The sequence below is a fragment of the Pseudomonas sp. Irchel s3a18 genome (assembly GCF_900187535.1).
Taxonomy (GTDB): Bacteria; Pseudomonadota; Gammaproteobacteria; order Pseudomonadales; family Pseudomonadaceae; genus Aquipseudomonas.
On sequence record NZ_FYDV01000004.1, the window covers coordinates 295,971 to 318,228 of the forward strand.

22 protein-coding genes are annotated in these 22,258 nt (G+C 62.0%); 3 read left to right on the forward strand and 19 right to left on the reverse strand.

Features of this window, described 5'->3' with window-relative positions:
• Positions 1-110 precede the first annotated feature (110 nt).
• Positions 111-1,124, forward strand: coding sequence for an AI-2E family transporter (locus CKW29_RS08525; protein ID WP_095148274.1), 1,014 nt, complete (start codon positions 111-113; stop codon positions 1,122-1,124).
• A gap of 97 nt (positions 1,125-1,221) precedes the next feature.
• Here the strand turns inward: CKW29_RS08525 and CKW29_RS08530 are convergent, their stop codons facing one another.
• Positions 1,222-2,487 (reverse strand): Hsp70 family protein, encoded by a 1,266-nt coding sequence (locus CKW29_RS08530; protein WP_095144781.1) that lies wholly within the window; start codon positions 2,485-2,487, stop codon positions 1,222-1,224.
• 291 nt (positions 2,488-2,778) lie between these two features.
• Between CKW29_RS08530 and CKW29_RS08535 the strand changes: the two genes are divergently transcribed.
• The gene (locus tag CKW29_RS08535) at positions 2,779-3,720 is read left to right on the forward strand and encodes a DnaJ C-terminal domain-containing protein (RefSeq protein WP_095144866.1); all 942 of its coding nucleotides are present in this window, start codon (positions 2,779-2,781) and stop codon (positions 3,718-3,720) included.
• 41 nt (positions 3,721-3,761) lie between these two features.
• Positions 3,762-4,067, forward strand: a complete 306-nt coding sequence (locus tag CKW29_RS08540; RefSeq protein ID WP_095144782.1) for a chaperone modulator CbpM — start codon at positions 3,762-3,764, stop codon at positions 4,065-4,067.
• Between the two features lie 113 nt (positions 4,068-4,180).
• Here CKW29_RS08540 and ureC read toward each other — a convergent pair whose 3' ends face one another.
• From ureC to CKW29_RS08630, 18 genes are all read right to left on the reverse strand, one after another.
• Complete coding sequence (ureC, locus tag CKW29_RS08545; protein WP_095144783.1) at positions 4,181-5,881, reverse strand: urease subunit alpha; 1,701 nt, start codon at positions 5,879-5,881, stop codon at positions 4,181-4,183.
• A 58-nt stretch (positions 5,882-5,939) separates the two neighbouring features.
• The gene (locus tag CKW29_RS08550; RefSeq protein WP_095144784.1) at positions 5,940-6,248 is read right to left on the reverse strand and encodes an urease subunit beta; all 309 of its coding nucleotides are present in this window, start codon (positions 6,246-6,248) and stop codon (positions 5,940-5,942) included.
• Positions 6,245-6,778, reverse strand: coding sequence for an N-acetyltransferase (locus CKW29_RS08555; RefSeq protein WP_095144785.1), 534 nt, complete (start codon positions 6,776-6,778; stop codon positions 6,245-6,247). Before CKW29_RS08555 ends, CKW29_RS08550 begins: the two co-directional genes overlap by 4 nt.
• Positions 6,779-6,784: 6 nt before the next feature.
• Positions 6,785-7,318: a GNAT family N-acetyltransferase gene (locus tag CKW29_RS08560; protein ID WP_095144786.1), complete on the reverse strand. Its 534-nt coding sequence runs from the start codon at positions 7,316-7,318 to the stop codon at positions 6,785-6,787.
• Positions 7,319-7,327: 9 nt separating this feature from the next.
• A complete protein-coding gene (gene ureA, locus CKW29_RS08565) occupies positions 7,328-7,630 on the reverse strand; it encodes an urease subunit gamma (RefSeq protein ID WP_095144787.1) in 303 nt (100 codons plus the stop codon).
• Positions 7,631-7,689: 59 nt separating this feature from the next.
• Complete coding sequence (locus tag CKW29_RS08570) at positions 7,690-8,529, reverse strand: urease accessory protein UreD (RefSeq protein WP_095144788.1); 840 nt, start codon at positions 8,527-8,529, stop codon at positions 7,690-7,692.
• Between the two features lie 30 nt (positions 8,530-8,559).
• Positions 8,560-9,258 (reverse strand): urea ABC transporter ATP-binding subunit UrtE, encoded by a 699-nt coding sequence (gene urtE, locus CKW29_RS08575; protein WP_095144789.1) that lies wholly within the window; start codon positions 9,256-9,258, stop codon positions 8,560-8,562.
• Positions 9,259-9,316: 58 nt separating this feature from the next.
• The gene (urtD, locus tag CKW29_RS08580; RefSeq protein ID WP_095148275.1) at positions 9,317-10,189 is read right to left on the reverse strand and encodes an urea ABC transporter ATP-binding protein UrtD; all 873 of its coding nucleotides are present in this window, start codon (positions 10,187-10,189) and stop codon (positions 9,317-9,319) included.
• Positions 10,186-11,265, reverse strand: coding sequence for an urea ABC transporter permease subunit UrtC (gene urtC / locus CKW29_RS08585; RefSeq protein ID WP_095144791.1), 1,080 nt, complete (start codon positions 11,263-11,265; stop codon positions 10,186-10,188). The genes urtD and urtC overlap by 4 nt, the downstream gene beginning before the upstream one ends.
• Positions 11,265-12,767, reverse strand: a complete 1,503-nt coding sequence (gene urtB, locus CKW29_RS08590) for an urea ABC transporter permease subunit UrtB (RefSeq protein WP_095144792.1) — start codon at positions 12,765-12,767, stop codon at positions 11,265-11,267. Before urtB ends, urtC begins: the two co-directional genes overlap by 1 nt.
• A 160-nt stretch (positions 12,768-12,927) precedes the next feature.
• On the reverse strand, positions 12,928-14,193 hold the full coding sequence (urtA, locus tag CKW29_RS08595) for an urea ABC transporter substrate-binding protein (protein ID WP_095144793.1): 1,266 nt from the start codon (positions 14,191-14,193) through the stop codon (positions 12,928-12,930).
• 231 nt (positions 14,194-14,424) lie between these two features.
• Entirely contained in the window at positions 14,425-14,847 is a 423-nt protein-coding gene (locus CKW29_RS08600) for a hypothetical protein (RefSeq protein ID WP_095144794.1), read from the reverse strand.
• Between the two features lie 285 nt (positions 14,848-15,132).
• On the reverse strand, positions 15,133-16,143 hold the full coding sequence (locus CKW29_RS08605; protein ID WP_095144795.1) for an iron ABC transporter permease: 1,011 nt from the start codon (positions 16,141-16,143) through the stop codon (positions 15,133-15,135).
• Entirely contained in the window at positions 16,140-17,099 is a 960-nt protein-coding gene (locus CKW29_RS08610; protein WP_095144796.1) for an ABC transporter substrate-binding protein, read from the reverse strand. The genes CKW29_RS08605 and CKW29_RS08610 overlap by 4 nt, the downstream gene beginning before the upstream one ends.
• Positions 17,096-17,884, reverse strand: a complete 789-nt coding sequence (locus tag CKW29_RS08615) for an ABC transporter ATP-binding protein (protein ID WP_095144797.1) — start codon at positions 17,882-17,884, stop codon at positions 17,096-17,098. Before CKW29_RS08615 ends, CKW29_RS08610 begins: the two co-directional genes overlap by 4 nt.
• A gap of 182 nt (positions 17,885-18,066) precedes the next feature.
• Positions 18,067-19,449: a PepSY domain-containing protein gene (locus CKW29_RS08620; RefSeq protein ID WP_095144798.1), complete on the reverse strand. Its 1,383-nt coding sequence runs from the start codon at positions 19,447-19,449 to the stop codon at positions 18,067-18,069.
• Between the two features lie 118 nt (positions 19,450-19,567).
• The gene (locus CKW29_RS08625) at positions 19,568-21,697 is read right to left on the reverse strand and encodes a TonB-dependent copper receptor (RefSeq protein WP_095144799.1); all 2,130 of its coding nucleotides are present in this window, start codon (positions 21,695-21,697) and stop codon (positions 19,568-19,570) included.
• A gap of 90 nt (positions 21,698-21,787) precedes the next feature.
• Positions 21,788-22,234, reverse strand: a complete 447-nt coding sequence (locus CKW29_RS08630) for a DUF2946 domain-containing protein (protein WP_371850652.1) — start codon at positions 22,232-22,234, stop codon at positions 21,788-21,790.
• Between the last annotated feature and the right edge of the window lie 24 nt (positions 22,235-22,258).

A 22,258-nucleotide genomic window follows, 5' to 3' on the forward strand; every position in this document is an offset into this window, starting at 1 on the left:
GCAGGCTTTATCTACACTAAGGCCCAAAAGTCTGCCGACACAATACCTAGTGCTGACATCCGAACGCTGGCAGACTGCCGATCCTTTCACGCCGTTTGTTTTGAGGCTGTATGCCAACGTTTTCTCAGCGTCACGTGTTGCTGTCAGTCAGTTGGGTAATCATTGTTGGTGGTTTGTTGCTGGTATTGCCGTTGCGACTTCTGCCGAGCCTGCTGGCCGGATTACTGGTGTTCGAGCTGGTCAACATGCTCACGCCACAGCTGCAACGGCTGATAGAAGGGCGGCGAGCACGCTGGCTCGCCGTGGCGTTGCTTGGCACCCTGGTGGTCAGTGTGCTGGCGTTGATCTTTGCCGGTGCGTTCAGCTTTTTGTTGCATGAGGCGGAAAATCCCGGGGCCTCCCTGGACAAATTCATGGGCGTGGTCGACAAGGCGCGCGGGCAACTACCACCGTTCGTCGACGCCTACCTGCCCGCCAGTGCCGCGGAGTTTCGCGTGGCGATCGGTGAATGGCTGAGCAAACACCTGAGTGATCTGCAACTGGTGGGCAAGGACGCTGCGCATATGTTCGTCACGTTGCTGATTGGCATGGTGCTGGGGGCGATCATTGCCTTGCAGAGCATACCGGATGTCACCAAGCGCAAACCTTTAGCCGCCGCCCTGTTCGATCGCCTGCATCTGCTGGTGCAAGCCTTTCGCAATATCGTCTTCGCCCAGATCAAGATCTCCCTGCTCAACACGGTCTTCACCGGGATCTTCCTGGCGGTGGTGCTGCCGATGTTCGGGATCCAGCTGCCGTTGACCAAGACCCTGATCGTGCTGACGTTCCTGTTGGGCCTGCTGCCGGTGATCGGCAACCTGATCTCCAACACACTGATCACCATCGTCGGTTTGTCATTGTCGATCTGGGTGGCCGTCGCGGCGCTGGGTTACCTGATTGTTATCCACAAGCTGGAGTACTTCCTCAACGCGCGGATCGTCGGTGGGCAGATCAGTGCCAAGTCGTGGGAGTTACTGCTGGCGATGCTGGTGTTCGAGGCCGCGTTCGGCCTGCCGGGGGTGGTGGCAGGGCCGATTTACTACGCGTACCTGAAGAGCGAATTGAAGCAGGCGGGATTGGTATAAGAGCAGTTGCAAGATTTAAGCTTCAAGCTGCAAGTAGCTTGCGAACACCGCACTTGCTCTTGCTTGCCGCTTGAAGCTTGCAACTTGTAGCTGCCCCTCAGCCATACCGCTTCATGGCGTCAATCGCCAGACCGCTGCCAATGCTGCCAAAGATGTTCCCTTCCACATGGCGCGCGTTCGGCAGCATGGCCGAGACGCTATTGCGCAAGGCCGGGATCCCGCTCGAACCGCCGGTGAAGAACACCGTGTCGACTTGCTCGACACCCACGTTGGCGTCGTTCAGCAGTTGGGTGACGCTATTGCGCACGCGCTCGAGCAAGCCATCGATGGCCGATTCGAACAGTGCCCGGCTCAGCTCCACGCTTAGACCCGATTCGATGCGATCCAGCGGCACATGACGGTTGTCCGCGTGGGTCAGCTGGATCTTGGTTTCTTCGACTTCCATCGCCAGCCAGTGCCCGGCGCGTTGCTCAATCAGCTTGAACAGACGGTCGATGCCACCGGTGTCCTCGATGTCGTAACGCATGCTGCCCAGGGCAATCTGGGATTTTTGCGAGTAGACCGAGTTGATGGTGTGCCAGGTCGCCAGGTTCATGTGGTGACTGGTGGGCATGTAGGCGCCGCTTTTCATCCGGCTGCCGTAGCCGAACATCGGCATCACGCCTTGCAGGCTCAGCTGTTTGTCGAAGTCGGTCCCGCCGACGTGTACGCCGCCGGTGGCGAGGATGTCGTCCTGGCGCTGGTCCAGGCCACGGCGCTCAGGCGACAGGCGCACCAGCGAGAAGTCGGAGGTACCACCGCCGATGTCGACAATCAGTACCAGCTCTTCTTTCTCGATGGTCGACTCGTAGTCGAATGCCGCGGCAATCGGTTCGTACTGGAACGACACTTCCTTGAAGCCGATCTTGCGCGCCACTTCCACCAACGTGTCTTCGGCTTCCTTGTCGGCGACCGGGTCGTCGTCGACGAAGAACACCGGACGACCCAGCACCACTTCTTCGAACTCCCGACCGGCGGCGGCCTCGGCGCGTTGCTTCAGTTGGCCGATGAACAGCCCCAGCAGGTCCTTGAACGGCATGGCCGTGCCCAGCACGCTGGTGTCGTGCTTGATCAGCCTGGAACCCAGCAGGCTCTTGAGCGAGCGCATCAGGCGGCCTTCATAGCCTTCCAGGTACTCGTGCAACGCCAGGCGGCCGTACACCGGGCGGCGTTCTTCGATGTTGAAGAAGACCACCGAAGGCAGGGTGATCTTGTCGTCCTCCAGCGCGATCAGCGTTTCCATGCCGGGGCGCAGCCAGCCGACAGTGGAGTTGGACGTGCCGAAGTCGATACCGCAGGCACGGGCCGCAGATGCGTTTTTCATGTCTTTCGAGTTCCGGTTAAAAAACGGCCGCGCAGTGTATGCCAGTGCGGCACAGAACCGAAGGCCGACTATCCGCTAAATCTCAGCTTTCCGCGCCTTGAAAGACTATCCTTGTTCCCCAAACTTACAGGCATGGCTTGGCAGCCACGGCGCGATCAACGGATTCGCCCGGCTGCCGATAAACTTCTGACGCGCTGTCCGGTCACAACCTTGAGATCGGTCAAGCCTGCTGCGACCCATCGGTGCAAGCTGGCAGGCGGCGCGTATCGATAACGGATGGTGATTCGAGCGATGGACTTCAAAGACTATTACAAGATACTCGGTGTGGAGCCGACCGCTGACGACAAGGCGATCAAGGCCGCCTATCGCAAGCTGGCGCGCAAGTACCACCCCGATGTCAGCAAGGAAAAGGACGCTGAAGCCAAGTTCAAGGACGCCTCGGAGGCGTATGAGGCGCTGAAAAGCGCCGACAAACGCGCCGAATACGATGAGTTGCGCCGTTACGGCCAGCATGGCCAGCCGTTCCAGGGGCCGCCGGGCTGGCAGAGCCGTGGTGGTTTTGGCGGCGGTCAGGACGCAGGTGACTTCTCGGACTTCTTCAGTTCGATCTTCGGTAACCGTGGCCCGGGCTTCGGTGGTGGACAGCCTGGCCGTAGCGCCGGTCGGCGAGGGCAGGACGTGGAAATGGAATTGGCGGTCTTTCTTGAAGAGACCCTGTCGAGCGAGTCGAAGAAGATCAGCTTCCAGGTGCCGCAGTACAACGCTGCCGGTCAGCACGTCAGCAACACCAGCAAGAGCCTGAACGTGAAGATCCCGGCCGGTGTCACCGATGGCGAGCGCATCCGGCTCAAGGGCCAGGGCGCACCGGGTATCGGTGGTGGCGCCAATGGCGACCTGTACCTGACCATTCGCTTTGCACCGCACCCGAAATTTGATGTGGAAGGCGAAAACCTGATCATCACCTTGCCGTTGGCGCCATGGGAACTGGCGCTGGGTGCCGAGGTGGCAGTGCCGACCCTGACGGGCAAGATCAACCTCAAGGTCCCGGCCGGTAGCCAGAACGGCCAGCGCATGCGCGCCAAGGGCCATGGCCTGCTGAACAAGGCGGGCGAACGCGGTTACCTGTTCGTGCAGCTGAAGGCGGTGATGCCCAAGCACAGTGACGACGAGGTCAAGGCCTTGTGGCAGGAACTGGCGAAGAAGGCGGCGTTCAATCCGCGAGAACACTTTTGATCGGCGCATATTCCAGCGCCTGAGCAATGGAGTCATTGACTATGAGCAGTCCCCTGATCGTTCAACTGGACATGGCAGAATTCTGTGAGGCGACCGGTTTACCCGACGTCTACGTGATCGAAATCGTCGAGCACGGCATCCTCGAACCTCAGGGCGCACAGCCCGGGGACTGGCGTTTCAACGACGTCGAACTGGCCCTGGCCAAACGCGCCGCGAAATTGCGGCGCGACCTGGAGCTGGAATGGGAAGGCGTCGCCCTGGCGCTGGACCTGCTTGAAGAAGTGCAGCAGTTGCGTGCCGAGAACCGGATGCTCAAGCAGCGGTTGGGGCGGTTGGTCGTCGAATAGCCGCCCATCGCGACGCCTGAGCAAGGGGGAGGGCCAAGCCCTCTCCGCCACATAAGCGGGAACGCCAGAACCCGCTGGATGGTTCGCCGATGGCACTGCGCAGGAAGACCACCTCAGAACAGGAAATACCGCTGCGCCATCGGCAAGGTCTCTGCCGGCTCACACCACAGTAACTCACCGTCAGCCTTGACCTGATAAGTCTGCGGATCGACCTCGATGCTCGGCAGGTAGTCGTTGTGGATCAGGTCGGTTTTCTGCACGTCGCGACATCCCTTGACCACGGCAATTTTCTTCTTCAAGCCCAGCGCTTCGGGGAGGCCGGCGTCGTGGGCTGCCTGGCTGATGAAGGTCAGGCAGGTGGCGTGCAGCGAGCCACCAAAGCTTGCAAACATCGGGCGGTAGTGCACCGGTTGCGGCGTCGGGATCGAGGCGTTGGCGTCGCCCATCAGGCTGGCGGCGATGGCGCCGCCCTTGAGGATCAGCGTCGGCTTCACCCCGAAAAACGCCGGTCGCCACAGCACCAGATCGGCCCACTTGCCCACTTCGATCGAGCCGACTTCATGGCTGATGCCGTGGGTGATCGCCGGGTTGATGGTGTACTTGGCGATGTAGCGTTTGGCGCGGAAGTTGTCGTTGCCCTCGCCATCTCCCGGTAGCGGGCCGCGCTGTTTTTTCATTTTGTCGGCGGTCTGCCAGGTGCGGGTGATGACTTCGCCGACCCGGCCCATGGCCTGGCTGTCGGAGCTGATCATCGAGAACGCGCCGAGGTCGTGGAGGATGTCTTCGGCGGCGATGGTTTCACGGCGGATGCGGCTTTCGGCGAAGGCCACGTCTTCGGCAATGCTCGGGTCCAGATGGTGACAGACCATGAGCATGTCGAGGTGTTCGTCGATGGTGTTGCGGGTGAACGGTCGGGTCGGGTTGGTCGAGCTTGGTAACACGTTGGTGAAACCGCAGGCCTTGATGATGTCCGGCGCGTGGCCGCCACCGGCACCTTCAGTGTGGTAGGTGTGGATGGTCCGGCCCTTGAAGGCGGCGAGGGTGGTCTCGACGAAGCCCGATTCGTTGAGGGTGTCGGTGTGAATCGCCACTTGCACGTCGTACCGGTCGGCGACGCTCAGGCAGTTGTCGATGCTGGCCGGGGTGGTGCCCCAGTCTTCGTGCAACTTGAGACCGATGGCGCCGGCCTTGACCTGCTCGATCAGCGGCTCCGGCAGGCTGGCGTTGCCCTTGCCGGTGAGGCCGATGTTCATCGGGAAGGCATCGGCCGCCTGAAGCATCCGCGCCAGGTGCCAGGGGCCCGGGGTGCAGGTGGTGGCGTTGGTGCCGGTCGCCGGCCCCGTGCCGCCGCCGATCATGGTGGTGACGCCGCTCATCAGCGCTTCTTCGATTTGTTGCGGGCAGATGAAGTGGATGTGGGTGTCGATGCCACCCGCCGTGAGGATCATGCCTTCGCCGGCGATCACTTCGGTGCTGGCGCCAATGGAGATGTCGACGTCGGGCTGGATATCCGGGTTGCCCGCCTTGCCAATTGCCGCGATGCGTCCGTCCTTGAGGCCGACGTCGGCCTTGACGATGCCCCAGTGGTCGATGATCAGCGCATTGGTGATCAGGGTGTCGACGACATCGGCAGCCAGTAACTGGCTTTGCCCTTGACCGTCGCGGATCACCTTGCCGCCGCCGAACTTCACTTCTTCGCCGTAGGTGGTGAAGTCCTTTTCGACCTCGATCCACAGCTCGGTATCGGCCAGGCGGACCTTGTCACCTACGGTGGGGCCGAACATGTCGGCATAGGCTTGTCTTGAGATTTTCATGTGCTTGCCTTGAAAGTGAGGTGCGGCAGTCCGCGTCCATGGTGGCGAGGGAGGTCTGTCAGTCGAGGTCACCCATGATCTGCCCGGAAAAACCGAACACCCGCCGATGACCGGCCAGGTCCACCAGTTCGACTTCCCGACTTTGTCCCGGCTCAAAGCGCACGGCAGTGCCGGCGGGGATGTTCAGGCGCATGCCGCGGCTGGCGGCGCGGTCGAAGGTCAGGGCGTCGTTGGTTTCGAAAAAGTGGAAGTGCGAACCCACCTGAATCGGCCGGTCGCCGCTGTTGGCGACGGTCAGGCTCTGGGTGCGACGAGCGACGTTGAGCTCGATGTCACCGGGTGCGATCTGATATTGGCCAGGAATCATTCAGGTTGCCCCAGGGTCTTGAAGTAGATGGCGGTCGGGGTGTAGCGACCGTCCGGGCTTTGGCAGTAGTTGGGCAGTTCACCGACACGGGTGTACCCCAGAGACTGATAAAACGCCTCGGCCGGCGAACCGGCTTCGGTATCGAGGTACAGCAGGCCGCGTTTGTGCTGGCGTGCAGCGAGCTCCAGGGTGCTCATCAGCTGTTGACCAAGACCACGGCGCCGCGCCTCGTACAGCACTTGCAGCTTTTGCACCTCGGCGCGGTTGCGACCATTGGCTTTCTGGCACAGCCCCAGTTGCACGCTGGCCAGGACCTTCTCTTCATCCACCACCACCCACAGCAACAGGCTGCCGCTCTCAAGGTCAGCCTGCAGCGCCTTGATGTAGGCGCGGGCCTGGTTGTCGTCGAGGTCGGCCATGAAGCCAATCGAGGCGCCGTGATTGACGGCATCGAACAGCAGCTCGGTCAGGCCCTGGCGGTAGTGGGCAAAACTCTCGGCATTGACGTGTCGCAGTTGGGCGGCGTTCATGGTGTTTCACTCCTTGTGAAAGACCGGTGGCTGGGCACCGGGGTCGAGGGTCAATTGCATGAAGGTCAGGTCCAGCCAACGACCAAACTTGGTGCCCACTTGGGGCATTTGCCCGGTGATGACGAAGCCTGCCCGCTCATGCAGGCGAATCGAAGCGGCGTTGCCACTTTCGATGGCGGCGACCATCACGTGTTTGCCGCAGTCCCTGGCCCGCTCGATCAGCACTTCCATCAGGCGTGGGCCAAGACCGTTGCTGCGTTGGTCGCTGCGTACGTACACCGAATGCTCGACGGTGTGGCGGAATCCGTCGAAGGGCCGCCAGTCGCCGAATGAGGCATAGCCGAGTACGTTGTGGTCGGCGTCGACGATCACCAGGACCGGGTAGCCCTGGGCTTGGCGGGCGACGAACCAGGCCTGGCGATTGTCCAGGTCCACGGCCTGTTCGTTCCAGATGGCCGTGGTGTTCAGGACCGCATCGTTGTAGATGTCACGGATCGCCGGCAGGTCGTCATGCAGGGCGTCGCGGATGTGAAAAGTCATGGCGCGGTCTCAGGCGATGGGTTGGTGGACGGTGACCAGTTTGGTGCCGTCGGGAAAGGTGGCTTCGACCTGGATCTCCGGGATCATTTCCGGGATGCCTTGCATCACCTGTTCGCGGGTCAGCAGGGTGGTGCCGTAATGCATCAGCTCGGCGACTGTCTGGCCGTCACGTGCGCCTTCGAGCAGCGCCGCGCTGATGTAGGCCATGGCTTCCGGGTAGTTGAGTTTCACGCCACGGGCCAATCGTCGTTCGGCAACCAGGCCGGCCGTGAAGATCAGCAACTTGTCTTTTTCGCGTGGGGTCAGGTCCATGGGCAATCCGTCAGGGCAGATAAAAAATGGTGGTCTGCAAATGCAGGCAACAGCATGAGTCAGGTGCTCCATATTCTTGGCGGCACCGCTTCGCGGCCGAGCAGGGCCGGGCGAAGCAACGTCCATAATGCAATTAGCCAGTTCCGTGCCAGCAGTGCCTCACTGGCCAGGCAGCGGGCGACCAACAGCCCGGGCAGCTGGGTCAGATCGCCGCGCACGTCGCTGGCCAGCGAGCGGCATTGTTCGAGCAGTTCAGTGTCAATCTCTCCGGTCACCAGCAAGGTCGCCCAAACCGGTGAGCCGTCCAGCCCGATCGGCGAATCGAGCAGTCCATCCCCGCCGACAATGCGCTGACGTTCATGCCAGAGCAACTGGCCGTCGCGGCGGATATCGAGTCGTGATTGAAAGTGCCCGCACGCGAAGCGTTCGCCACTGGCCGGACGCCCCAGAGCGACCACATCCCAATAGAACAACCGGGCATCGCCTTGCAGATCGATCCGGGCGGCGAGTTCGGCCTGGGCGGCGCTGAAGACGATGGTTTCCTGCGGCAGCCATTCCAGTGTGGCGCCAGCGGCCACCTTCACGTCGAGCTGCTGATAGGCGGGGGTAGCGGCGCGATACCACTTGGCGGCGCCGGGGCTGGTCAGTTGCGCCCAGGCGTCGGTACCGACGTTGACGCTGACATCCAGTCGATCACCGCCGGCAATTCCGCCCGGCGGGTGCACGATGATGTGCTGGCATACTTGCGGGCCCTCGGCGTACAGGTGTTTTTGCACCCGCAGCGGGCCTTTGTGACGGCGTTGAACCGGGCGCGTGCTGTCGCCGAGTCGGGCGTAGCCGAGCTCCAGCTCGGCGTGCCAGTTGGGGGTGAACACGGTGTCAGGGGCAGCGGCAGTCATCATTTCTCATTATCGTCAGGAGGCTTCAGGTTAGATCGTTACCAGCCCGCGTACACCCTCGGTTTCCATGTTTGCTCCGCGACCTTGCTGGAGGATTTCACCCCGGGACATCACCAGGTACTGATCGGCCAGTTCGGCGGCGAAATCGTAGAACTGCTCCACCAGCAAGATCGCCATGTCACCGCGAGCCGCGAGCTGCTTGATCACCGCGCCGATCTCCTTGATCACCGACGGCTGAATGCCTTCGGTGGGCTCATCGAGGATCAACAGGCGCGGCCGACTGGCCAGTGCCCTGCCGATAGCCAGTTGTTGTTGCTGGCCACCCGAGAGATCACCCCCCCGGCGTTGCTTCATTTGCAGCAGCACTGGGAACAACTCGTAGATGAACGCCGGTACTTCCCGGGCCTCTTTGGCGCCGAAGCGAGAAAGCCCCATCAACAGGTTTTCTTCCACGGTCAGGCGACCAAAGATCTCCCGGCCTTGCGGCACGTAGGCGATGCCGGCATGTACCCGCTGGTGCGGCTTGAACCCGGTGATGGTCTTGCCTTCCCAGTTCACGGAGCCGTCCGAGGCCGGCAGCAGGCCCATCAGGCATTTGAGCAAGGTGGTCTTGCCCACGCCGTTGCGTCCGAGCAGGCAGGTGACCTCACCGACCTTCGCCTCAAACGTCAGGCCCCGCAGGATGTGGCTACCGCCGTAGTACTGGTGCAGTTTTTCGACGTGGAGCATGTTCGAATTCTCCTCAATTCCCTGTAGGCGCGGGCACGCTCGCGCCTACCGTTAGCCATCAGCGGCCCAGGTACACCTCGATCACCCGCTCGTTGTCCTGCACCTGCGCCAGCGACCCCTCGGCCAGCACGCTGCCCTGGTGCAACACGGTGACGTGGTCGGCAATCGAGCCGACGAAGCCCATGTCGTGTTCCACCACCATTAGCGAATGCTTGCCGGCCAGGCGTTTGAACAGTTCGGCGGTGAATTCGGTTTCGGCGTCGGTCATGCCGGCTACCGGCTCATCGAGCAGCAGCAGTTGCGGGTCTTGCATCAGCAGCATGCCGATTTCCAGAAACTGCTTCTGACCGTGGGACAGCAAGCCGGCCGGGCGATTGACTGAAGCCGTCAGGCGAATGGTGTCCAGCACTTCGCTGATGCGGTCTTTCTGCTCGCCCGTGAGCCTGGCCCGCAGGCTGGCCCACACCGACTTGTCGGTGTTCTGCGCCAGCTCCAGGTTCTCGAACACGCTCAAGGCCTCGAACACCGTCGGCTTCTGGAACTTGCGGCCGATCCCGGCCTGGGCGATCTGCACTTCGTTCATTCGTGTCAGGTCCAGGGTTTCACCGAACCAGGCCTTGCCGTGGCTGGGACGGGTCTTGCCGGTAATCACGTCCATCAGTGTGGTTTTGCCGGCGCCGTTGGGGCCGATGATGCAGCGCAGTTCACCGACGCCGATGTACAGGTTCAGTGCGTTGAGTGCCTTGAAGCCGTCGAAGCTGACGCTGATGTCTTCCAGGGTCAGGATTGTGCCGTGGCGTGTGTTGAGGCCGGGGCCGACACGCTGGCCGAGGCCGATGGCGTCACGGCTGCTGCCGGCGTCCTTGTTCGGCTCCAGGGGCGGGAAGAAGGCCGGTTCCAGCATGAATTCGGCGCTCGCTGTCACGCTCATTGCTCACCTCTTTTCTTCAGCAGACCGATCACGCCTTTGGGCAGGTACAGGGTCACGATGATGAATAGCGCACCGAGGAAGAACAGCCAGTACTCGGGGAACGCCACGGTGAACCAGCTCTTCATGCCGTTGACCACACCGGCACCGAGCAACGGCCCGATCAGTGTGCCGCGCCCTCCAAGGGCCACCCAGACCGCCGCTTCGATGGAGTTGGTGGGCGACATCTCGCTCGGGTTGATGATCCCGACTTGCGGTACATACAGTGCACCGGCCAGACCGCACAACACCGCGCTCAACACCCACACGAACAGCTTGAAACCGCGCGGGTCGTAGCCGCAGAACATCAGGCGGTTCTCCGCATCGCGCAGGGCGGTCAGCACCCGGCCGAATTTGCTCCGTGCCAGGCGCCAGCCGATGTACAGGCTGGCCACCAGCAACAGCACCGTGGCCAGAAACAACACGGCGCGCGTCCCGGGTTCGGTGATGCCGAAGCCCAGGATCGTGCGGAAGTTGGTGAAGCCGTTGTTGCCGCCAAAGCCGGTTTCGTTGCGGAAAAACAGCAGCATCCCGGCGAAGGTCAGGGCTTGGGTCATGATCGAGAAGTACACACCCTTGATCCGCGAGCGGAAGGCGAAGAAACCGAACACCAACGCCAGCAGACCCGGTGCCAGCACCACCAGGCACAGGGCCCAGATAAAGCTGCTGGTACCGGTCCAGTACCAGGGCAGTTCGGTCCACGACAGGAAGGTCATGAATGCCGGCAGGCCATCGCCCGACGCTTGGCGCATCAGGTACATGCCCATGGCGTAACCACCGAGGGCGAAGAACAGGCCGTGCCCGAGCGATAGCAGGCCGGCGTAGCCCCAGACCAGGTCCAGCGCGAGGGCGACGATGGCGTAGCAAAGGATTTTGCCCACCAGGGTCAGGGTGTAGGCCGAGACGTGCAGCGTATTGTCGGCGGGCAACAGCGAGAGCAATGGCAGCGCGAGCAGCAGTCCGAAAATCACTGCGCCGACGGCAATCGTCACGCCGGGACCGGCTTTTTGTGTGGCGGTAACGAGCAGGGGCTGGTTCATCAGTCGATCACCCGTCCTTTGAGTGCGAAGAGGCCTTGCGGACGTTTCTGGATGAACAGAATGATCAGCGCGAGGATCAGGATCTTGCCGAGTACGGCGCCGATCTGTGGCTCGAGAATCTTGTTGGCGATGCCAAGGCCGAAGGCGGCGAACACGCTGCCGGCCAACTGGCCGACACCACCCAGCACCACCACCAGGAATGAGTCGATGATGTAGCTCTGGCCGAGGTCAGGACCGACGTTGCCGATCTGGCTGAGCGCCACGCCACCCAGGCCGGCGATGCCCGAGCCGAGACCGAAGGCGAGCATGTCGACGCGTCCGGTGGGCACGCCGCAGCAAGCAGCCATGTTGCGGTTCTGGGTGACCGCACGCACGTTCAGACCCAGGCGGGTCTTGTTCAGCAGCAGCCAGGTCAGCACCACGACAAACAGGGCAAAGGCAATGATCACGATACGGTTGTACGGCAGCACCAGGTTGGGCAAAACCTGAACGCCCCCCGAGAGCCACGCCGGGTTGGCGACTTCGACGTTCTGCGCACCGAACATCAGACGCACTAGCTGAATCAGCATCAGGCTGATGCCCCAGGTGGCGAGCAGGGTTTCCAGCGGGCGGCCGTAGAGATGGCGAATCACCGTACGCTCCAGCGCCATGCCGATCCCGGCGGTGACGAAAAACGCCACGGGCAGAGCGATCAGCGGGTAGAACTCGATGGCATTCGGGGCGAAGCGCTGGAGCAGTATCTGCACCATGTACGTGGAGTAGGCGCCCAGCATCAGCATCTCGCCGTGGGCCATGTTGATCACCCCCAGAAGACCGAACGTGATGGCCAGTCCCAAGGCCGCCAGCAGCAGGATCGAGCCGAGTGACAGGCCGCTGAAGGCTTGGCCAAGCAGTTCACCCATCAACAGCTTGCGCTTGACCTGGCCCAGGCTGGTTTGCACGGCGGTGAGCACGGCGGCATCGGCTTCGACGCCGGGTTCGAGCAAGCCTTCAAGACGGGTGCGGGCCAGCGGATCGCCTGTTTCACCGAGCAGTCGGACGGCGGCCAGACGCACGGTCGGGTCGCTGTCCACCAGTTGCAGGTTGGCCAGGGCCAGGCTCAGCGCGGCTTTAACCGATTCATCGTGTTCGCCCGCCAGTCGCTGGTCGAGGAATTTCAGTTGCGCCGGTTTGGCACTTTTTTGCAGGTGTTGCGCGGCCGCCAGACGGACTCTGCCGTCGAGGGAGAGCAATTGATGGCTGGCCAGCGCGGTGTCGATCAGACCTCGCAGGCGGTTGTTCAGGCGCAACGTTTTGGCTTGGCCATCGACCATCAACTGCCCTTGTTGCAGGGCGTTGATCAACTCGATACGTGCCGGATCGGGTTGCGCGGCCCAGGCTTCCAGCAGCCTGGCCTGCTGTGCGGGATTGGCCGCGGCGAAATCCTCAGCGTCGCCAGCCTGTACCGCCAGAGACAGCAACAGCAGGCAAGCGAGGATCAAGCGGTAAAGAGGGGTGGGCATATCAGTGGCCTTGCGCGGACTTTGTGGGAGCGGGCTTGCTCGCGAATGCTGTGTGTCAGTCACATCGTTGCTGGATGTGCCGCCGACTTCGCGAGCAAGCTCGCTCCCACAGGGGTTGTGTCGGGTCCTGGCGTGGTGTTCAGGCCCGACATCCAGTGGCTTAGTTGCTCTTGACCGCGTAATCCGGCTTCTTGTCGTTACCGACAATGAACGGGCTCCACGGCTCGGCACGGATCGGCCCTTCGGTCTGCCACACCACGTTGAACTGGCCGTCGGCCTGGATCTCGCCAATCATCACCGGCTTGTGCAGGTGATGATTGGTCTTGTCCATGGTCAGGGTGTAGCCGGACGGCGCGGCGAAGGTCTGGCCAGCCAGGGCTTCGCGGACTTTGTCGACATCGGTGGACTTGGCTTTCTGCGCCGCTTGCGCCCACATGTGGATGCCGACGTAGGTGGCCTCCATCGGGTCATTGGTCACCGCTTTGTCGGCGCCCGGCAGGTTGTGTTTCTGGGCGTAGGCTTTCCAGTCGGCGACGAACTTCTGGTTCACCGGATTCTCCACCGACTCGAAGTAGTTCCACGCCGCGAGGTTGCCCACCAGTGGTTTGGTGTCGATGCCGCGCAGTTCTTCTTCGCCGACGGAGAAGGCCACGACCGGGACGTCGGTGGCTTTCAGGCCCTGGTTGGCCAGCTCTTTATAGAACGGCACGTTGGAGTCGCCGTTGACGGTGGAGATAACCGCCGTCTTGCCGCCGGCCGAGAATTTCTTGATGTTGGCGACGATGGTCTGGTAGTCGCTGTGACCGAAGGGGGTGTAGACCTCTTCGATGTCCTTGTCGGCAACACCCTTGGCGTGCAGGAACGAGCGCAGGATTTTGTTGGTGGTACGCGGGTAGACGTAGTCGGTACCCAACAGGAAGTAGCGCTTGGCACTGCCGCCTTCTTCGCTCATCAGGTATTCAACGGCCGGGATCGCTTGCTGGTTTGGCGCGGCGCCGGTGTAGAAGACGTTTGGCGACATCTCTTCACCTTCGTACTGCACCGGATAGAACAGCAGACCATTGAGCTCTTCGAACACCGGCAACACCGACTTGCGCGACACCGATGTCCAGCAGCCGAACACCACCGCGACCTTGTCCTGGGTCAGCAACTGGCGGCCCTTTTCGGCGAACAACGGCCAGTTCGATGCAGGATCCACCACCACCGCTTCCAGCAGCTTGCCATTGACCCCGCCCTTGGCGTTGATCTCGTCGATGGTCATCAGCGCCATGTCCTTGAGCGACGTTTCAGAGATCGCCATGGTCCCTGACAACGAGTGCAGGATCCCGACCTTGATGGTCTCGGCGGCCTGGAGGCTCCAGGTCATACCCATCGCGGCAATGCTTGCCGATAGTGTGAAAGCCTTGATCAAGCTACGACGCTTCATTGTGCGATCTCCATGAACTCTTGAGTTTTCTTGGTGGGCAGATGCGGACGACTGAAGGGTCTTTAGCAAAGGCTGTGCCCGGTCGGGCAAAGGCAGGTAAATGTCGGGTTAGAGCGTCTATGCGTTAAATGGGCGCACCATGAGAGGACGTGTCGAGTGTGCGGGTGCAGCGAGGTGCGCCAGATTGGTGCTGTTCATGGCACTCCATACTGGCGCGGGAGCTATAAGTGATTAACCTTTGACGCAGGTTTCCACGCCGTAACCGCCGCCTTGGTACTCGGGGGCGTAGTAGTGTTTGGTGAAGGAGACTTTTCCGTTAGGAGTCGAAGTGATCTTGGCGATACCGACTGCATAATCTTTTGGTATCGGATCCGTATATGCAAAGTAGGTCGCCAGTGCGTTCATGTTGGCGATAGCAAAACCGTCGTATCTGGAGTTGTCGACCAGGGTCAAAGTAAAACCATACGCTCCGTGTTCACCCGTACTTTGCCTCGGATCGAGTTTCATCTCGACAACACCTTTGTATTCGCCGACATGACTGTCCATGCCGGTGCATTCATATCGACCGCTGTAATCAGTGCCGGTGAAGGGCGGCTGTTCCGCCCAGGCGGGTGCCGAAAGGAATGCGATGGATACGATGATTTTCTTGAGCATGTTGATCTCGCGTTGTTTTTGTAGGGAATATGATTATTAAGTTGTAGGAAGTTGTTTTTTGGTGTGTGGATGTAACTAAGTATTCGTTTAAATAGTCGGATTATGAGTTTTAACTTTTTAATTGTTTAGTGTTGACTTAACACAAGATTTTTCGTGGTTGCGAGGTGATTGTTTGCCACAACAAATGGTGGATGGCACTCCAGGAGTATCCCTTCGGATCGATCATTTTTTTGCCGGGATGAGTTGTCATCCGGTCGTGCAATCGGGCAGTGGTGATGTGTGGCGTTAGCGCCTGCGCATCAACCCGATGAAGAACAGTCCGCCAATCGCCGCCGTGGCCACGCCGATGGGCAAGTCCTCGGGGGCGATCAAGGTGCGCGACGCGACGTCGACCCAGACCAGAAATACACTGCCCAGTAATACGCATACCGGCAGTAAACGCCGGTGTTCGGCGCCGACCAGGCGCCGGGCGATGTGCGGCACCATCAGTCCGACAAAACCGATGGAACCGCTGATGGACACCAGCACCCCGGTCATCAGCGAGGCAATCAAGAACACCTGTAAACGCACCGTGCGAGCGTTCAGGCCCAGGGTCACGGCAGTCTGTTCGCCGGCCATCAAGGCGTTCAGTGGCCGGGCCATGCCCACCAGCAGTGTCAGCCCGAGCGCTACGCAGGCGGCGGGCAAGGGGAGCAGTTCCCAGCGTGCCAGGCCCAGGCCGCCGAGCATCCAGAACATCACGGCCGAGCTTGCGCGGTGATCGCCGAGAAACAGTAGCAGGTTGGCGACGGCCATCATCACGAACGACACCGCCACTCCGCACAGCAGTAAGCGGTCACTGTCGAGCCGGCCGTTGCGATTAGCGATGGCCAGTACCATCAGCATGCTCAGCAGTGCGCCGGCGAACGCAGCAATGGGCAAGGTCAGCAGGCCGACGATCTCACCCACATGGAGGATCACGATCACGGCACCCAGAGTGGCGCCGGAGGTCACGCCCAGCAAGTGCGGGTCGGCCAGCGGGTTACGCGTGACCGCCTGCAGCACCGCGCCGATCAGCGCCAGGCCGCCGCCCACCAAGGCGCCGAGCAGCATGCGCGGTACGCGGATCAGCCAGACGATGTGTTCGTGACCGGCGCTCCAGTCCACCTCGCCGATACCGAACGCCTTGTGCAGCACGATCCCCCAGACCACGTCCACCGGCACCCGTGCCGAGCCAAAGCCCAGCGACACCACGCACGAGACCAGCAACAGCGCGCCCAGCGCGGTGAGCAGCCAGGCATAACGATGGTTGATCATGTGCCCAGGAAACCCTTGGCCAGGGTTTCCACCGCCAGCACGTTGTCGATCCCCGGCGTGGCTTGCACATAAGGAATGACGATGAAGCGCTTGTGCTTGATCGCGTCCACCGATTGCAGGGCTTTGTTGTTGAGCAGGAACTGCTGTTTTTGTTCGGCGGTGACTTCGCCATAGTCGACGATCACGATGACCTGGGGATTGCGCTCCACCACGGTTTCCCAATTGACCCGGGTCCAGCTCGCGTCAACGTCGTCGAGAATGTTTTGCCCGCCGGCCGCGTCGATCAGCGCTTGTGGCATGCCCAGGCGGCCCGACGTCATGGCGCGGTCTTCACCGCTGTCGTAGAGGAACACCCGAGGCTTTTCGGCAGGCAGGTGTTTGCGCGCCGCAGCCACTTGCGCCTGCATGTCGGCGATCAACTGGTTGGCGCGGTCCTGCACGTCGAAGATTTTGCCGAGGTTGCGCAGGTCGTTGTAGGTGTCGTCGAGGCTGGCCGCCGGGCGCTTCATCACAAAGGCACAGGACTCGGTCAGCTCATAGACGTTGATGCCCAGCGGGCCGAGGGTGTGTGGGGTCAGGTCGCCGCCGATGCGCATGCCGTAATCCCAGCCGGCGAAGAGAAAGTCGACATTGGCGTTGAGCAGGGTTTCCACGGACGGGTACTTGGCCGCCAACTCCGGCAGGTCATCGAGGATGCTCTGCATCGGGGGCGTGACGGCTTTCCAGCCACTGATACCGCTGTAGCCGACCATGCGCGGCTTGAGGCCCAGGGCGAGCATCATCTGGGTCATGTTGATGTCGTGGCTCAGGGCGTGCCTGGGGGCTTGCTCGAAGATCACTTCGCGGTTGCAGCTCTGAATGGTCAACGGATAGTGCGTCGCTTCGGCGAACGCCTGGGCGCTGCCCAGCAGCAGGGCGACGAAGAGGCTGGAGCGGAGCAGGGTAGGCAGGGTCATGGTTGGGTTATCCAGGTGATTCGCGGGTAGCCGGACAGCGGATGTTCATCGATCAGCGCCTCGACCCCGAACACGTCTCGCAGCAGGGTGGCAGTCAGCACGTCTTTGGGCGTACCGCTGGCGACGATGCGTCCGTGGTTCATCACGTACAACCGATCGCAGAATGCGGCGGCCAGGTTCAGGTCATGGATGCTGGCCAGGACGCCGATCTGCAAGCGCTTGACCCGTTGCAGCAGCTCCAGCTGATAACGTGGATCAAGGTGGTTGGTCGGCTCGTCGAGGATCAGCAGTTGCGGTTGCTGGGCCAGGGCGCGGGCGAGAATCACCCGCTGTTTTTCACCTCCGGACAGTGTGGCGAAGGCGTGGTCTTCAAAGCCCTTGAGGCCCACCGATGCCAATGCCTGTTCGGCGATGCGCCGGTCTTCAAGGGTATCGCCATCGAACAGACCCTTATGCGGGGTACGTCCCATGGCGACCACGTCATCGACCGTCAGGCCAAAGGTATCGGGAAATTCCTGCAGCACTACGGCGATGCGTTGCGCACACCAGCGTGACGACTGCTTCCATACGTTGTGATGGGCCAGCTCAACCTCACCGGACTCCGGTTTCGTGAAACGGTAGGCGCAACGCAGCAGGCTGGTCTTGCCGCTGCCGTTGGGCCCGATCAGGCCGACGAATTCCCCGGCACCCACGTGCAGACTGGCCTCTCGCAGCTGGAACTGGTGATGGCAGTGGCCATGGCCCAGGGGTGTCCAGGCCAGTCGGGTGAGGTTCAGCGAGGTCATGCCATTTCCCTATGATCGTTCCCACGCTCGCGCGTGGGAACGCTTCTATGGACGCTCTGCGTCCGCCTTTGGGACGCGGAGCGTCCCGGGCTGCATTACCACGCGGAGCATGGGAACGATCAAGCAACCGCTCTGCAGCCGGGCATTCTACAGCTCCGGCCGCCGCGCGCATCTCGCGGTGTTCAGGATGAAGATGAAGCCGATTCAGTCTGGTGACCAGCGCGCATCAGCAGCACACGGTCCAGAAGCCACACCACCACCAGCGATGCCCCCACCAACGGGAACATCACGGCCAGGGCCAGCATGATCAGCACTCCGGTTTTCCAGGTCGGCAGGTCATGGCGCAGCGGCGGCACCCCGAACTTGCCCAGGGGACGACGCTTCCACCAGATCACCACACCGCTGATGGCGCTGAGCAGGATCATCAGGCAGATCAGCAGGATGACGATCTGGTTGAACAGGCCGAACATTTTGCCCTCGTGCAGCATCACTCCCAGTTCCGTGGCGCGTGCGACGTTGCCGTAGTGCTCCCAGCGCACATCGGCGAGGACTTCGCCGCTGTACTGGTCGACATGCAGGGTGGCGTCGTTGCGCGGGTCGTCGGCAAACACTGCGATGGTGAACACGCCGCTGGCGGTGCTCGGGAAAGTGATGCTGTAACCCGGTTCGACCTGGCGTTGCCCGGCAATGTCCTGCACATCCTGCAGGCTGATGGTTGGTGCTGCCGGTGCAGTGCTGGCACCGCCGTGGGCCATGTGTTCGGCATGGTCGCCGGACATCGGCATCGGCGTGTTTTCCATGGCCCAGGGTACGGTCTGGCGGGTGGCGGTGTTGAGGCTGCGCGCTTGTTCGTCGGACTTGGGCACGTTGTCCCACATCGCGGCAGGGAAGCGGTTCCAGACTTCAGCGTATTTCGCGCCCCAGAAACCGGTCCAGGTCATGCCGCTGAGCAGCATCACCAGCAGCAGTGCGGCGCCCCAGAATCCGGTGACCGCGTGCAGGTCACGCCAGAGCACGCGGCCTTTGCTGCTCAACCGTGGCCACAGAATTCCGGCGCCACCCTTGCCTCGTGGCCACCACAGGAAGACGCCGGACACTACCAGCACGATGCCCCAGCCCGCCGCCATCTCGATCAATCGATCGCCGACGGTGCCGATCATCAGCTCGCCATGAATGGCCCGGGCGATGGCTTGCAGGTTGTTCTTCGCGTCCTGCTCGCCCAGGACATCGCCCTGATACGGGTCGACGAACACGTTCAGTTCGCTGCCAGCGTTTTTCACGACGAATTGCGCGCTGCGTTCGGCGTTGATCGGCGGCAGGTACTGGGTGACCTGGCCTTGTGGATAAGCCGATTGCACACGGTTGAGCAGCGTGTCGGCGCTGAGGCTGTGATGGCCGGCCGGCACATTCATCAGGCTGCCGTACATCAGTGGGTCGAGTTGCGGCTTGAACAGGTAAATGATGCCGGTCAGGGCCAGCATCACCATGAACGGCGCGACGAACAGTCCGGCATAAAAATGCCAGCGCCAGGCCAGGTTGTAGAAGTTCGGTGTGGGTTGCTTCATTACATGTGCTCCGCTGGGCTTGGATCTTTTCGTTGTTCTCGAACTGCACACCTGTGGCGAGGGAGCAGGCGCCCTCGCCACAAGGGCAGTGTTCATGCGCGGGCTTGTCCGCGATGCGTCAGAAGCTCATGTCCACCTTGGTCCAGAGCGTGCGCCCCGGTTCGTTGATCGCTTGCGGGTCATTGGCCGGATAGCCGAACCCGGCATTGCCGGCCAGGTTCAGGTGCTCGGCGTAGTTTTTGCCGAACAGGTTGTCGACGCCGCTGCTGACCTTCCAGTGCTGATTGACCCGGTAGCTGCCATTGAGCGAGAACACCCCGAAGCCCGAGCTCTTGCCATAGTCCTTGCCCACCACGTTGCCCTTGTTCAGGTCGATGCGGTTCTGTGCCGCCACCACGCGCCACAAGGCCCCGGTGCTCCACTTGTCTTCGCTGTAGGTCAGGCCGAAGCGTGCGTCCAGTGGTGGCATCTGCGGCAATGCCGTGTCGTGGGTGGTGTCTTTGCCCCAGGCGTAGGCCAGGGTCGCGTCGGCTTTCCAGTTGGCGGTCAGGTTGTACGCCGCACCGAGTTCACCGCCCATGATCCGGGCGTTGACGTTCTCGGCCCGTGAGGTCGTGCCCATCGGGGTCGGGGTGTAGTCGAACAGGATGTAGTCGTGTACTTCACCGATGTAGGCCGACGCCCAGGCTTCGAGGTCCTGGGTCTTGTATTGCAGGCCGACGTCGAGCTGAGTGGTTTTTTCCGGCTGGATCGAATCGAAGGCATTGAGCGAGCCGACCGGGCCGGACTTGGGCGAAAACAGCTCCCAGTAATCCGGGAAGCGCTCGACATGACCCAGCCCGGCGTACAGGGTGGTCGGGCTGTCTGCCAGGTCGTGTTCATAGCGCACGAAGCCGCTGGGCAGGGTGTCGGCACGGGTGTCGTCAGCGGTCGGGTTGGGCCGGGTGGTCATTCCCGAGCCGAGGGTCTGGCGAAAATCCTTGGCCGAAGCGCGGTCCAGTCGTGCGCCGGTGATCAGGCGATCACGGTCGGCGGCGTACCAGGTCAGCTCGCCGAACGCGCCATAGTTGTGAAAGTCCGCATCCTTGTTGCGTGGCACGTCCTTGTAGGTGTCGATGCCCATCGCCTTACGCTGGCGATGTTCGTTGGTCTGGGCGTCGAGGCCGCTGATCAGTTGCAGGTCGGCCCAGCGCCAGGTGGCCTTGATACGCGCGCCGAGGGTGCGACGGTCGACGTTCGAGGCCATGGGCCCCGCCATCATCCCGGTACCGGACGGTGAGCGCAGGGTGTAGTTATCCATCACGTGGTCGGCGTAGTTGTAGTAGACCTGTGCCTCGAGTTTTTCCAGCACGTCGCTGAGGTTCGACTGCTCGAAACGCAGGCCGAGGCTTTCGCGCTTGAACTGCGAGCCATCCATACCGCGTCCAGCGTAACGCGCCTCACCGTCACCCTTGCCAGCGGTCAGCTCCAGCAGTGTGTCGGCGCTCGGGGTCCAGCCCACGGCCACATCGCCGTTCCACTTGTCGTAGCGCGACGGCACGGTGTCGTTGTTGCCGTCGCGGTAATCGTCGGAGTGGGCAGTGTTGCCGATCACTCGTACATAGCCCTGCGGGCCACCGGCGGCGGCATCCACTACTTTGTCGAAGCGCCCGTTGGAGCCGCCCAGCACGCTGGCGTTCACCCGGCTGCCGAGCTCGCCGAAGCTTTCTGGCTCACGGTCAAACAGGATGGTGCCAGCCGAAGCGCCAGGGCCCCAGAGCACGGTTTGCGGGCCCTTGATGACCGTCAGCTTGTCGTAGGTCTCTGGCGAGATGTACGAGGTCGGTGCGTCCATTCGACCTGGGCAGGCACCCAGCAGTGTGCTGCCGTTGGTGAGGATGTTCAGCCGCGAGCCGAACATGCCGCGCAACACCGGATCGCCGTTGGTGCCGCCATTGCGCACCAGGGCAAAGCCGGGAATGGTTTTCAGGTAGTCAGCGCCGTCACTGGCCGGCACCGGTTGGCGCGGGTCCTTGGGGTTGGTGACGATGGTCAGCGGCGAACTGGGGGCGATGGCGGTGATCACCGTCGGACTCAGCTCTTCGGCGTGCTGGCTGTGATCGGTCGCTGACTCGGCGGCACCGGCCATTGGCGCGAGCAGGGCACCGCAGAGCACGGTGACGGCCTGTTTGATACGAACCCGGCATGGGTTCGGGGTGAAGGATGCTTGAGCAGCGCTCAAGCGTGTGTCAGCAGAAAACCTGGACATAAAGGTTCCATCAATCGGTCGTAAACACACGGCCAGCCGCCTTAGGCTGTCGAACTGGACAGTCGGCCGTGTCGGTTGTGGTGAAGGGGTTTACGTGACGATGGGCGGGGCGCGGGTGCGGGCACCGGGGAAGACGGTTTGCCGGGCATGGCCCAGGCGTGGGGAAGGGCTGATGAAGTGAGGGTCGGGTGGTGTGTCGAAGAGCGCCAGCGACAGGCTGCCGGGCAGGGCGGGGCAGTTGAAGAGCAGGCTGCAATAGCCGCACTTTTCCCAGATGGCGTGATGGTCGGATTGCGGCGGGCAGTGTTCGGCGGCCGGTTGTACGTCATGCCCGGCATGGGCGGTGGGCGACATGTCCATGCTCATGTCCATCGACATGCTCATGGACATCGGCGCGCGTTGATCCATCGGCATCGACTGAGAGATCAGTGGACCGATAAAGATCATCAGCATGGCGAACAGGCTGATCCAGCTGCCGCGCGCGACCGTCAACGAGGTCTTGCGTGGCACGGATCGCCTGCGGCCGCGTGAGCGCAATGCGTTCACGGGAAACCCGGGCGG